At 39.0% G+C, this 12,570-nt stretch carries 15 protein-coding genes; 3 read left to right on the top strand and 12 right to left on the bottom strand.

All coding sequences use genetic code 11. The features are described 5' to 3' along the window. Positions 1–44 precede the first annotated feature (44 nt). On the bottom strand, positions 45–545 hold the full coding sequence (locus JWP71_RS09730; protein ID WP_299499153.1) for an SRPBCC domain-containing protein: 501 nt from the start codon (positions 543–545) through the stop codon (positions 45–47). Further along, positions 542–862, bottom strand: coding sequence for a metalloregulator ArsR/SmtB family transcription factor (locus JWP71_RS09725; RefSeq protein WP_299499151.1), 321 nt, complete (start codon positions 860–862; stop codon positions 542–544). The genes JWP71_RS09730 and JWP71_RS09725 overlap by 4 nt, the downstream gene beginning before the upstream one ends. A gap of 158 nt (positions 863–1,020) precedes the next feature. Here JWP71_RS09725 and JWP71_RS09720 point away from each other — a divergent pair, with 158 nt between their 5' ends. Next, positions 1,021–1,596 carry a Maf family nucleotide pyrophosphatase gene (locus tag JWP71_RS09720; protein ID WP_299499149.1) on the top strand — a complete coding sequence of 192 codons (576 nt, stop codon included), beginning with the start codon at positions 1,021–1,023 and terminating at the stop codon, positions 1,594–1,596. A gap of 268 nt (positions 1,597–1,864) precedes the next feature. Here the strand turns inward: JWP71_RS09720 and JWP71_RS09715 are convergent, their stop codons facing one another. From JWP71_RS09715 to JWP71_RS09685, 7 genes are all read right to left on the bottom strand, one after another. Beyond that, on the bottom strand, positions 1,865–3,862 hold the full coding sequence (locus tag JWP71_RS09715) for a M1 family metallopeptidase (protein ID WP_299499147.1): 1,998 nt from the start codon (positions 3,860–3,862) through the stop codon (positions 1,865–1,867). Positions 3,863–3,914: 52 nt separating this feature from the next. Further along, positions 3,915–4,862 carry an exopolyphosphatase gene (locus tag JWP71_RS09710; protein WP_299499145.1) on the bottom strand — a complete coding sequence of 316 codons (948 nt, stop codon included), beginning with the start codon at positions 4,860–4,862 and terminating at the stop codon, positions 3,915–3,917. A gap of 127 nt (positions 4,863–4,989) precedes the next feature. After that, on the bottom strand, positions 4,990–6,153 hold the full coding sequence (gene dnaJ / locus JWP71_RS09705) for a molecular chaperone DnaJ (RefSeq protein ID WP_299499144.1): 1,164 nt from the start codon (positions 6,151–6,153) through the stop codon (positions 4,990–4,992). Positions 6,154–6,309: 156 nt separating this feature from the next. Further along, a complete protein-coding gene (locus tag JWP71_RS09700) occupies positions 6,310–6,882 on the bottom strand; it encodes a nucleotide exchange factor GrpE (RefSeq protein ID WP_299499142.1) in 573 nt (190 codons plus the stop codon). Positions 6,883–7,067: 185 nt separating this feature from the next. After that, positions 7,068–7,751 (bottom strand): ATP-binding cassette domain-containing protein, encoded by a 684-nt coding sequence (locus tag JWP71_RS09695; RefSeq protein ID WP_299499140.1) that lies wholly within the window; start codon positions 7,749–7,751, stop codon positions 7,068–7,070. Positions 7,752–7,755: 4 nt separating this feature from the next. Next, positions 7,756–7,959: a fructose-6-phosphate aldolase gene (locus tag JWP71_RS09690; RefSeq protein WP_299499138.1), complete on the bottom strand. Its 204-nt coding sequence runs from the start codon at positions 7,957–7,959 to the stop codon at positions 7,756–7,758. A 54-nt stretch (positions 7,960–8,013) separates the two neighbouring features. Beyond that, positions 8,014–9,060: an acyl-CoA reductase gene (locus tag JWP71_RS09685; RefSeq protein ID WP_299499136.1), complete on the bottom strand. Its 1,047-nt coding sequence runs from the start codon at positions 9,058–9,060 to the stop codon at positions 8,014–8,016. A 100-nt stretch (positions 9,061–9,160) separates the two neighbouring features. Between JWP71_RS09685 and JWP71_RS09680 the strand changes: the two genes are divergently transcribed. Together JWP71_RS09680 and JWP71_RS09675 are read left to right on the top strand one after the other, a co-directional pair. Continuing rightward, positions 9,161–9,514, top strand: coding sequence for a 4Fe-4S dicluster domain-containing protein (locus tag JWP71_RS09680; protein WP_230548106.1), 354 nt, complete (start codon positions 9,161–9,163; stop codon positions 9,512–9,514). Between the two features lie 110 nt (positions 9,515–9,624). Further along, a complete protein-coding gene (locus JWP71_RS09675) occupies positions 9,625–10,386 on the top strand; it encodes an NlpC/P60 family protein (protein WP_299499134.1) in 762 nt (253 codons plus the stop codon). Here the strand turns inward: JWP71_RS09675 and JWP71_RS09670 are convergent. From JWP71_RS09670 to JWP71_RS09660, 3 genes are all read right to left on the bottom strand, one after another. Beyond that, complete coding sequence (locus JWP71_RS09670; RefSeq protein WP_299499132.1) at positions 10,383–11,291, bottom strand: WD40 repeat domain-containing protein; 909 nt, start codon at positions 11,289–11,291, stop codon at positions 10,383–10,385. The two genes, JWP71_RS09675 and JWP71_RS09670, sit on opposite strands and share 4 nt — an antisense overlap. Positions 11,292–11,374: 83 nt before the next feature. Beyond that, positions 11,375–11,962, bottom strand: a complete 588-nt coding sequence (gene hisIE / locus JWP71_RS09665) for a bifunctional phosphoribosyl-AMP cyclohydrolase/phosphoribosyl-ATP diphosphatase HisIE (RefSeq protein ID WP_299499130.1) — start codon at positions 11,960–11,962, stop codon at positions 11,375–11,377. A 121-nt stretch (positions 11,963–12,083) separates the two neighbouring features. After that, positions 12,084–12,570: HisA/HisF-related TIM barrel protein (locus JWP71_RS09660; RefSeq protein ID WP_299499128.1), on the bottom strand; the 487-nt coding region annotated here is incomplete at its 5' end.

The following is a 12,570-nucleotide window of genomic DNA, read 5'->3' as shown; positions in this document are numbered from 1 at the left end:
CTTAACAAATTACTATTATGCTACGGTATTTTTGGTCGTTATACCTATTTATTCTTCAACGTTAATAGTAGTTCGTCCAACTGTTGCAGGCCCATAGTAAAGCCTCCCTGGAAGCCCATTGCAATCATCTTCTCCATGCGATCAAGAGATTCATTGTAAATAGTAATACTGACTTTTGTCGTTCCATTTTGTTCGCTGAAAGTAAAATCCCAATCAGAGCCCGGCAATTCAGGGTTTTCATCTTGGTCTGCAAAAGCATTCCACATTTTGAAATTGGTTATTGGACTAATTGAAGTATATTTCTGAATTGACCAATGCTCTTGTCCTTCCGGGCTTACCATTGCATAAAATCTTCGTCCACCAACTTCAAAATTCATAATTTTTGTTTTTGCCAGCCAGGGCTTAGGCGCCCACCATTGGTCAAGAATTTCTTGTTTGGTAAAAGCATCCCATACAAGCGAAAGTTCGGCAGCAAATTCTCTGTTTACGAATACCGTTTTTGTTGTTTTGTCAACGGTAAAATCAAATAGCAAGTTGTTTTTCATTTTTTCTGTTTTTTAATTGTTGATAATAAATCGTCTAATTGGTTGAAACGGGTCTCCCAAATTTTGCGGAATTGCTCAATCCATTTATCTATTTCTTTCATTTTGTCTATTTCAAGTTGATAATAAATTTCTCTGCCTTTATGTTCTTGTTTTATCAGTTCGCACTCCGTCAAAATGCGCAAATGTTTAGAAACTGCTTGCCGCGTAGTGTCAAAATGTTCGGCAAGGGCATTAGGAGTCATTGCCTGCAATGCAATTAAGGTTATGATTGCCCGCCTTGTCGGGTCTGCAATTGCCTGGAAAATATCTCTTCTCATTTGTTCTGCTATATTATTATGAAACTAATCAGTTGCAAATATATGTGCAACTTTTCGGTTTCGCAATTTTTTCTTGATTTTTTTTGAAATTGAGTTTTAACCTTGTTTCACATCTTAATGAAACCATTATCTTTATTGCGTAACTACTAAAAGTAAAAATGAATAAATTTCCACCCATCATATTAGCCTCTAAATCGCCGCGGAGGCAAGAACTGTTAAAATTAATGGATCTTGATTTTCGTATTGTGTTGAAAGAGGTGGACGAATCATATCCAGATAACTTAACACCCGAAGAGATCGCCGTTTACATCGCCAAAAAAAAAGCGACTGCATTTGATGAGATCGTGAGTGACGAAGTGGTGCTTACTGCAGATACCATTGTAAGTATTGATGGCCATATTTTAGGTAAGCCCGAAACCGAAGAGCACGCTATTGAAATGCTTCAACTGCTATCGGGCAAAGTACACCAGGTTATTACCGGCGTTTGTTTGTTTTATAAACATCAGTACCATAGTTTTTATGATGTGTCTGATGTTACCTTCCGCACGCTTACAGTCGATGAGATCACCAACTACGTTACCAAATATAAACCTATGGATAAAGCAGGCTCGTATGGCATACAGGAGTGGGTAGGGGTAACCGGTATTGTTAAGATAAATGGTTCTTATACCAATGTGGTTGGTTTGCCAACAGAGAAGTTGCACCAGGCATTGAGGGACTTACGAAGTTTTTAAAACTTCGTAAGTCTGGTTATTTTGAGTTAACAACTTTGTTTCATCTTGTTTCAAAATCTTGTTTCACCACTTCAAAAAGAGGTGTTTTGTAATTGTTTTATTATCAATGAATAAACTAACAATCACACCTAAAAATACTGACGAATAAGTTGTTACATTTTGTTACATCACTTTTTCGCAATTTCCTTATAAACAATATGTTAAGTCTAAATCTTGTTTCACTTGTTACAGTTTGTTACATCACAACGTGTAACAAGATTCCAATAAACTACTTCACTTTCAAACTATTATTCCCTCTGTTTACATCCGGCAAAGCATTATCGGGATCGATGGTTACAGATTCAGCTTCGGTAGTGGTTGTTATAGTAAACGTGGTAGCCTTATTTTGTATCCAGGTTTCAACCGGTAAATACATGCGCTGTTTGCTGCCGTTTTTCAATTTTACTTCAATAGTAAAAGGCATGGCCATTGGTTCCTTGTTGGCTACAGTTACCTGGATGCCGTTTTTAGCGTCGCCATTAACATATTTTGCGCTTACCAGGGCAAGGTCAAGCTTGTAATTGTTATAGTACCATCCCTTCCAGAACCATGACAGGTCCTCACCGGCGCCATTCTCCATCGATCTGAAAAAATCATTTGGCTGCGGATGTTTATAGGCCCATTTATGGATATAGTTTTTAAATGCATAATCAAACCGGTCCTTACCTAAAATTTGCTCACGCAATAGTATCAGTCCAAAGGCGGCTTTAAAGTAAACTATAGGATGACGGTATTTTTCAGGTGTAGCATCAGCAGCTGTCATTATGGTAACCGCATCAGGGTCAAGTATGGTAGGGATGATCTCATCGGCCGGGTTACCGCCTTTTGGAGCGTATTCGCCATCGCGTTTAGGAGCAAACTCTCCATGATTTACGATGTCAGAAGCGTACACATCAATAAAAGTATTAAAACCTTCATCCATCCAGCCATACCGGCGCTCATCCGATCCAACTATCATCGGGAACCAGTTATGGCCTATTTCATGCGCGGTTATCCAGAACAATTCTTTTCCGCTATCGTCAATACCATCAAAAATAATTCCAGGGTATTCCATACCACCGGCAATACCAGCCTCGTTAATAGCAACCGGGTAAGGATAGGTAAACCATTTTTCTGAGAAGTATTCTATTGAATGTTTTAAATGCTCTGTAGCCCTGTCCCATTTGTCTTTACCGGCACTTTCAACAGGATAAACAGACATAGCCATTGATTTTTTACCACCCGGCAGGTTAACCCTTGCTGCATCCCAGATATAGGCCTTAGATGCACCAAAAGCAACATCGCGCGTGTTAAACATTTTAAAATGCCAGGTAAGTGTTCCTTTATGAACCGGACGGGAAGATGGATCGTTTACTTCTGCCGATGTTCTAATCATAATAGTTTTATCACTATTACGCGCCTGTGCCAACCGGCTGATCTGTTTAGTAGTTAATACTTCGGTTGGGTTAATTAGCTCGCCCGATCCGGCTACTATCACATCCCAGGGAACAGTTACGCTATAATCAATATCGCCGTATTCGCAATAAAATTCGCCCGCGCCCAAAAATGGCAGTGTATCCCATCCCTGCGAATCATCATAAACACACATCCGGGGGAACCATTGTGCAATTTCATAGATCTTTCCGTTTTTGGTTGTGGCGTAATCTGTGCGGCCGCCAAAGTCGCCGGGTATGGTATAATGATATTTAATCAACACATTTATCTTTCCGCCATGTGCTGTTAGGGCTTGTGGCAGGCGTATCTGCATGCGGGTATCATTAATTATATAATTAGCTTTCTCGGTTTTGCCATTTTGCATAAGGAAAACCGATTCGATCCGATAGCCGTCGGTATGTTGATTAGCCTTTGGCTGAAAGCCGGTTACAAAATTAGAGCGGGCATCTTTTTTATAGGTGTTTTGATCCATTTGCAGCCATAGATATTGCAAAGCATCAGGACTGTTATTGGTATACGTAATATTCTCATCAGCGCTTAAAACTTTGGTAATGGTGTCAATACCGGCTTTTAGCTTGTAATCAACCCGGTTTTGCCAGTATTTTGGACCTGGTTCGCCATTAACAGAATGGAATTCGTTCCCTTTTTCTGTATAAAATGACGGCGAAAATAAGTTAGAAGGAATGTAATTTGAACTTATGGTATCGTTACCGGTATTGCGGGGTTTTCTTTGTGCCTGGGAGGTAATAGCTAAAAACAGGGCAAGGCCCAGGATGATAAATTTCAATTTCATGTGTATCAGTTAAGGATAGCAATATACAAAAAAAGTATAATTGGGGTTGGGCTTACCCCAGCATTTCTGCCAATACACCTTCTTTTAAAGAATTAGTAGACATGCACACATTATCAATATCCAATTTTTGCATAATGAAACGGGTAATTAACGAGGCCACTACTATCATATCTACACGAACAGGTATGATGCCCTGTGTATGCTCGCGCTCAACATGCGATGAGGCTATGAGTTTATCAGTAACAGCTATAAGATCAGTTTTTTGAAAGGAATAGTTTTTTATTTTTTTAAGGTCGAAAGAATTTCCTTTTTGTATCTCTATAACTTCAGTAAAGGTTTCAAATGCGCCAGACGAGCCAATAAGTACATTTGCCGAATATTTTGATGCTACGCCGAATAAAGTTACCAGTTGCTCTTCCAAATAGCGGTTCAAAGCGGTTATTGATTCTGCACGGATAGGGTCAATTTGATGGAATTTATCCATAAGTCGTGCGGCACCAATCTCAAAACTTTGTTTCCAAAGAATACTTTGCTCATTGCCTAAGATAAACTCTACACTGCCACCACCGATATCCATTATTAACGAAGTTTGATTAGACAGGCCACCGGCTAATTTTACGCCTTTATAAATATATTCAGCTTCCTGCTCGCCATCTATGGTTTCTATACAGATGCCGGTCTTTGCTTCTACCTCATCAATAAATTGTTTGCCGTTTGATGCGCTGCGTAAGGCTGATGTGGCTATTGCCCTAACTTCCTTTACGCCCTGATCTGCAATATGTTGATGGAATTTCTGCATAGTATTGATGCCACGCTCATAAGCTGCCGGTTGGATGATACCTTTATTGATACCACCTTCGCCCAATTTTACAGATTCATGCTTATGAATTATTTCCCGGTACTGAGATGCGGTACCCCCGGCAATTAATAAATGAAATGTGTTGGTGCCGAGGTCCATCACGGCAACACATTGATCCGGAGAAAGTTTTTTATTATCCATATGGTTAACCAGACTGAAGTAATAAAGATAAAAATAGGATTAAAGTTTTACCGTAATAGAATTAAAAGCAAAAAGCTCAAAATCATATCGATCCTGAGCTTTCTGCTTTTACCTTTCGCCTTTCAGCTTATTCAAAATATTCCTTCATCCGTTCAAAGAAGCTTTTTTCATTTTTACCCGGATTAGGTTTAAAATTAGGTGAGTTTTGTAGTTTCTCTAATAAAGCACGCTCCTCGTTACTCAAAGCTTTTGGTGTCCAAATATTGATATGTATCAATTGGTCGCCACGATGGTATGAGTTTACTTCAGGCACTCCTTTACCTTTAAGGCGCAATATTTTACCACCTTGTGTTCCCGGATCTATTTTAATCTTGGCTTTACCGTCAATAGTTGGTATTTCAATACTTGTGCCTAAAGCTGCATCAATAAAGGTGATATGCAAATCATAGATAACATTGCTGCCATCGCGTTTTAAAGTTTCGTGAGGTATCTCTTCGATCAGGATGATCAGATCCCCCGGTACACCGCCTCTTGGAGCCGCGTTACCTTTACCGCTCATGCTTAATTGCATACCTTCGCTAACACCTGCAGGTACATTAATGCTAATGGTTTCTTCGCCGCGCACAACGCCATCGCCATGGCAAACTGTACATTTCGAGGTAATTATAGAGCCTTCTCCATTGCAGGTAGGGCAGGTGCTGGTAGTTTGCATTTGCCCCAATATGGTATTGGTTACACGCCTCACTGCTCCCTGGCCACCACAAGTTTTACAAGTTTGAAAAGATGATTTATCTTTCGCGCCAGTGCCATCGCAGGTTTTACAATGTATTTGTTTATTTACTTTTATTTTCTTTTCGGTACCGTTGGCAATTTCTTCGAGCGTTAACCTTACTTTAATACGCAGGTTACTGCCACGGGCAACACGACGGCCGCCACTTTGCCTGCCACCGCCGCCGCCAAAAAATCCTTCGAACGGGCTGCCGCCGCCAAAAATATCACCAAACTGGCTAAATATGTCGTCCATATTCATACCGCCGCCGCCATAGCCGCCGCCATTGGCAGATTGCGCGTTTGCTGCATGACCAAACTGATTATAGCGCTGGCGCTTTTCTGTATTACTTAAAACTTCGTACGCTTCGGCTGCTTCTTTAAATTTTTCTTCGGCTTCTTTATCACCCTCGTTTTTATCCGGGTGATATTTAATAGCCATTTTACGATAAGCTTTCTTTATCTCATCCGCATCGGCACCTTTTGCAACGCCCAGTACATCGTAATAATCTCTTTTTGACATTTGTTTTTAAAGTGTGAATTAGTGAGTGAATTAATGAATAGTTTTATATCCATCGTCAAATCGCTTACTAACCGCGTGTTTTATATGTAAAGAATGAGTGATAACAAATGTATTTAACATTCACTAATTCACTCATTCCATAATTCAATCATTAGTTTACGCTCCTACAATTACTTTAGCAAAGCGTATAACTTTATCGTTAAGATAATAACCTTTTTCCATTTCGTCAATAACTTTGCCTTTCATGTCATCTGTAGGAGCAGGGATATTGGTAATGGCCTCATGCAGGTCGGCATCAAACGGTTGCCCTATTGATTCCATTGGCTTTAACCCTTTTTGAGTAAGAATATTGTTTAATTTATTTTGAACTAGAATAACGCCTTCTTTAACTGCATTAATGTCAGTAGCGTTTTCCATCGACTTGACAGCACGCTCAAAATCATCTAATACAGGTATAAGGGATACAATCACGTCCTTACCTGCTGTTTGCAATAGCTCTATACGTTCTTTGGTAGTACGGCGCCTAAAGTTATCAAACTCAGCATACAGTCGTAAATATTTATCATTTGCCAATGATAATTCTTCTTTCAAAAGCGTTTCGGCAGGTTGTTCACTAACCGATTCGGCCGATGTCAATTCCTCAGAATCGTTTTCAATATTCTCATTCAAAACTTCAGGTGTTTCTGAAGCATCAGTCTTTTTTTTCTTCAACATGTCGTTAAAATTCATAGCTAAATAGTGCCAATCAAGTATCTTGCCATTAGTGTAAAACTGACAAGCTGTCGGCGGGATTTATTTTTTTGGTAGGAATGGCAGTACACCGTTGTTTTTTTAATGAATGAATGTCGCTGATTGTCAGTTTTAAAATTGCATTCAGCGAAACCGGCACAATCATTAAATCCGTGGGTCAGACATTAAGCTAATTGTACATCCTCCAAAACCTTCCCGTTTTCGCACTTAATAATTCGTGATGGAAAAGTGCGGATAATATGATAATCATGTGTAGCAATAACCACAGCGGTGCCTGCTTGACTGATCTGTTTTAACAGCAAAACAATCTCTTCTGATGTGTCCGGGTCAAGGTTACCGGTTGGTTCGTCTGCTAAAATTATTTCGGGATTATTTAATAAAGCCCGGGCAATTACTACGCGTTGCTGCTCGCCACCTGATAGTTCATGCGGCATTTTCTTCAGTTTAGAACGTAAGCCTACTTTTTCTAATACATCAAGTGTGCGGTCGGTAATTAACTGGGCATCTGTCCAGCCGGTTGCACGCATTACAAATTGCAGGTTTTGCTCAACAGACCGATCTGTTAATAATTGAAAATCCTGGAAAACTATGCCCAGCTTGCGGCGCAGGTACGGTACATCCTTATCGGCTATTTTATGCAGGTCGTATCCGCAGGCATGGCCCTCGCCAACGGTAACTTGCAAATCGCCATAAATAATTTTAAGTAAGCTGCTTTTTCCCGAGCCGGTTTGACCAATCAGCCATACAAAATCACCTTTATCAATATGCAGGTTAACGTTTGATAATACCAGATGCGTTTGTTGAAAAACATCAACATTATCTAGCTTGATAATAGAGTTTCCTATCATTTTTTTATAGTTCTAATTTTAAGATCTTCCCAAACGGAAGGTCTTTAATCATATTCATTATATATTCGGTTTTATGGCTTAATCCCACTTTATCTAATGATTTTTCGGGCCTGTCAACCCTAAAATAGGCTAATAATGTAAATTGATCATCTCTAAGCTGTACATAATCTGGTATTTTGGCAACGCCTTTAACTTTTATAATATACATTGTTTAATAGATTAAAGGCGAAAGGTAAAAGGTATTACAAGTACCTTTTACCTTTTACCTTTCTGCCTCAAATGTATGAAGATTTGCCAAGAAATCCATCGTATCAATACCATCTGCATAATCCCATAATTGCGGTTGCTGGCTCATGCCAAAATTTACCACCTGGCTTTTTATTTTTAACGGTACTGAACTTACTACACATTGAATATTTTCGTTCTCTGTTTTTATCAATTCTTCTGCGGCCTGCAGGTTGTTGTAATAACTATAATACAGCACTGCCAGCGGCGATACAAAGCGCTCATCCTCTTTAACCAATAAAAAACCATTATCTAAATGCTTATCACTGTTTACCAGGTATATGGATTTATTATAATCATAGTTGTTATTGTATTTATGATGGTTGATTATGGGATGATGAGGTTCTATGGCCTCAAAAAAAGTAGCTAAGTTATAATCCTTCGGGATCAGAATTTTAGATACATTACGACATCCTAATCCATAGTAATCAAAAATATCATGGCCCAGGTTATATAACTGATCTTGGGTTTCATCGCCGGTAATTACTGCTAAACTATTGCGGTTTTTGCGGATAATATTAGGCACTTTACCAAAATAATATTCAAAATAACGTGATGAATTATTGCTTCCTGTGGCAATTACCGCGTTAAAATTTGCCAGACGCTCAACAAAACTAAATTGATCGCTAAAGCGGCTATCAATTGCAACCAGTTTTTCTAAAACATGTTTTATTAGCCGGGCATCCTGTACCGATGCTTTGATCAACGCGTGATTACCGGTTATTAATACGCATAGAACATCATGAAAACCAACCAGTGGAATGTTACCGGCCAATATCAACCCGATTTTTTTTGAGGATGTATTTTTAGTTAGATCATAATTACTGAGCCAGGTAGTAAGTTCGGCCTCATTAAGCATTTGGCCTATAGCTTTTACTGCACTTGCTACACTTGCCGGCGTAAACCAGGCATTATATCTCTGCTCATTATTGATGAGTTCTGTTAATTCTTCATCGGGGATAGATAACTGTTGCCCAAGTTGAGAAAATGTATTAATAAGTTCTTTTATATTGAATTTTGACATATATATGGTAAGTATTCAAACACTGAAATTCTTTTTTTGTTATATTTGCACACTTTGCAATTGGCAAAGGTAATTGAGAATATAAGATTATTTTAAAAATATGGCGATTATAATCACCGACGAATGCATAAACTGCGGAGCTTGCGAACCGGAGTGCCCCAATAATGCTATTTATGATGCTGGTGCCGCCTGGCGTTTTTCGGACGGTACGGGCTTAAAGGGAGTTATTGATTTTGGGGATGGTGTTACTTTAAATGCCGAAGAAACACAGGCAGCTTTATCTGATGATATATATTATATAGTTCCGGATAAATGTACAGAGTGTGTTGGTTTTCATGATGAACCACAATGTGCCGCAGTTTGCCCTGTTGATTGCTGTGTGGATGATGAAAATGTACGTGAAACCCGCGAAGAGTTGCTGGCCAAGAAAGACTGGCTACACATGAATGAATAAGCGTGAAAATATTTTAATTATATAGGGAATGCATCATGATGTATTCCCTTTTTTGTTGTTGAAACATTTAAAATTGAGTTAACGTACAAGCACGCAAAAATTTTTCATAAATGGAATACGGAATTTGCAATTTAGCGGTTATACCTATGCGTGCTGAGCCAAGCGAGCGAAGCGAAATGGTTTCGCAGGTTTTATTTGGCGAGGCATTTGAAATTTTAGAGTGGAAGGAGGGTTGGGCGCAAATTATTACCGCAACTGATAAATATAAAGGCTGGGTAAACCGTTTGCAATTTATTATGCTGAGCCATATGGCTTATCAACAATTACAAGAAACATCCCCAAGATTAACTTACCGGGCTACAACACAAGCATGGAAAATTAAAGACAATAGTGTATTGTATTTACCCGTTGGAAGCTCCCTTGCTTTTTTAAATGGTACCTCCTGTTATTTTGATAAAGAGAAATTTGAAATAATTGGGCAAATAGGCGAGAATGAAAATATTGATCTGGTTGCCAAAACTTTTTTAAATGCCCCTTATTTATGGGGGGGGCGCACTCATTTTGGTATAGATTGCTCTGGGTTTGTGCAAGCAGTATTTAAGCTAAAGGGTGTACAACTAAAACGTGATGCCAGCATGCAGGCACAACAAGGCACGCCGGTAAATTCTTTGTCAGATGCTCTTATTGGCGACCTTGCGTTTTTTGGTAATGCCGAAGGTAAAGTAACCCATGTTGGTATGTTGCTTAACAGGGAGCATATAATTCATGCATCAGGAAAGGTTAAGATTGATATTATTGATGAAAAGGGAATTTACTCTCAGGAATTACAGCGTTATACGCATTACCTGCATAGCATCCGCAGGGTAATTTAATCGAATTTAATATCCCACAGAATTATTTTTTTATCATCACCGGTTGATAGTAATTGGTTGCTATTCCATGCAATTTTATTGACCGATAAACGGTGTGTATCAAATCCTTTTTCACGACTGATGATCTTATATAATTTAAAGTCGTCGGCCCCCCAAAGCTTTATGCTTTTATCCATGCTTGCAGTAGCAAAATAGGGCTGGGTAGGATGAAAGGCTATATGATTAATAGCAAATAGATGTGCAGGTATATTTTCTTTCAGTTTGAATGTATTGGTATCCCAAATTTTAACTTGCGCATCGCGCGATCCTGATACCATATAATTTCCGCCAGGCGAATATTGTAAGGAGAAAACTGCCATTGTATGGCCTTTCAATGTATCTACGAGGGTGTAATCATCTAAATCATATATTTTTATTTCGCTATCGCGGCAACCAAATGCTACCTGTTTTTCATCGGGCGAAATACTTATACAGCGAATGGTATCATTAGAGACTTTGATGGTATGCACTAATTGCAAGGTATCTAAACTCCAAATAGACACTGTGCCATCCTCTGATGCAACCAGCAATTCTTTCTTTGTATTGACAGATTTAATGTCAAATATAGGTTTACGATGATGCTTAAGCGACGGGAGTAACTGCTGTTTTATAAAATCAAACACCATCACTTCGCCACTACGCAATCCCGTTATCATTAATGGATAGTCTTCAGGGCAATGGATAGCATAAACGGAAGTAGCCACCGGGAACATTACTTTAATGAAGGAGTTTGTTTTTAAGCTCCATTCAACCACACCTTTGTCATTACCGCCTGTAAATAATATACCCGGTTTTTGTGAAAGTGTAAGCGCGAATATTGGGTTGCTATGTCCGGTAAGTTCTGCTGTTTTTTCTACAGTTATCATTGTTCGAGTCCATGGCCCATAGTCGATAGATCATAGAATTAAGCACAATTGGCTATGGACTATGGGACTATCGGCTATGAACTTTATTTATGTCTTTCTTCTAAATTCTTAGCTATAGTACCCAGATCAAGGCCTTTTTCTTTAAGCAATACCAGCAGGTGAAAAACAAGGTCTGATGCTTCATTGATAAGATCGGTTTCGGTCTCGGCTAAAGCAGCAATAACGGTTTCAACAGCTTCTTCACCAACTTTTTGTGCTATTTTATTTAAACCTTTTATATGTAGTTTATTTACATACGATCCTTCCTGTGGGTTTTCATAACGGTCGGTAATTATCTGCTCCAACTGCAATATGAAATTATGATTATAGTCTGTTTTAAAACAGCTGCGGTCGCCGGTGTGGCAGGTTGGACCATCGGCCTTCACTTTTATCAGCAGGGTATCATTATCACAATCTAAATGAATGTTTTTAACATGCAGAAAGTTATTACTGGTTTCGCCCTTTGTCCATAAACGGTTTTTTGAGCGCGAAAAAAAGGTGACGATATTTTCCTGTACTGTTTTATCGTAAGCTTCCTGGTTCATATAACCAAGCATTAATACTTCCAACGTTTGTTCGTCCTGTATTACAACCGGAACCAGTCCGTCTGTTTTATTAAAATCTATATTCATTTTTTATAATGTAATGTCATTTCGACCAGGTACGAGAAGAAATCCTATACGCCCTGCAACGCGGGACGGTATGAAGTATAAGATTTCTCACTATCGTTCGAAATAACAGATGGTATGGTATTTATCTTATTTCAATATTCCTGTCTCTTAAAATTGCCTTTAAGTCAGGTATTAATATTTCACCGTAATGGAATACCGACGCTGCCAATGCAGCGTCAACATTGGTTTGTTCAAATACATCAATAAAGTGCTGTACAGAACCGGCACCGCCTGAGGCAATTACCGGAATGTTTACGGCATCGTTTACTTTTTTTAATAAACTATTATCAAACCCTGCCTTAGTGCCGTCGTGATCCATAGAGGTAAGTAATATCTCACCAGCGCCACGGCTTTCGGCTTCTAATATCCAGCTTAAAGTCTCTTTTTCTGTAGGTATGCGGCCACCATTTAAGTGTACAGTATTTATTCCATTATTTAACCGGGTATCTACCGCTATTACCACAAACTGCACTCCAAAAGCTTTAGCCAATTCGTCAATCAAAGCAGGATTACGTACCGCTGCCGAGTTGATAGATATTTTATCGGCGCCAGCATTTAATAAAGCATCC

This window comes from Mucilaginibacter sp. (assembly GCF_028287845.1).
GTDB lineage: Bacteria > Bacteroidota > Bacteroidia > Sphingobacteriales > Sphingobacteriaceae > Mucilaginibacter.
Note: the sequence above shows the minus strand (reverse complement) of the source record. Positions and strands in the feature narration are given on the sequence as shown.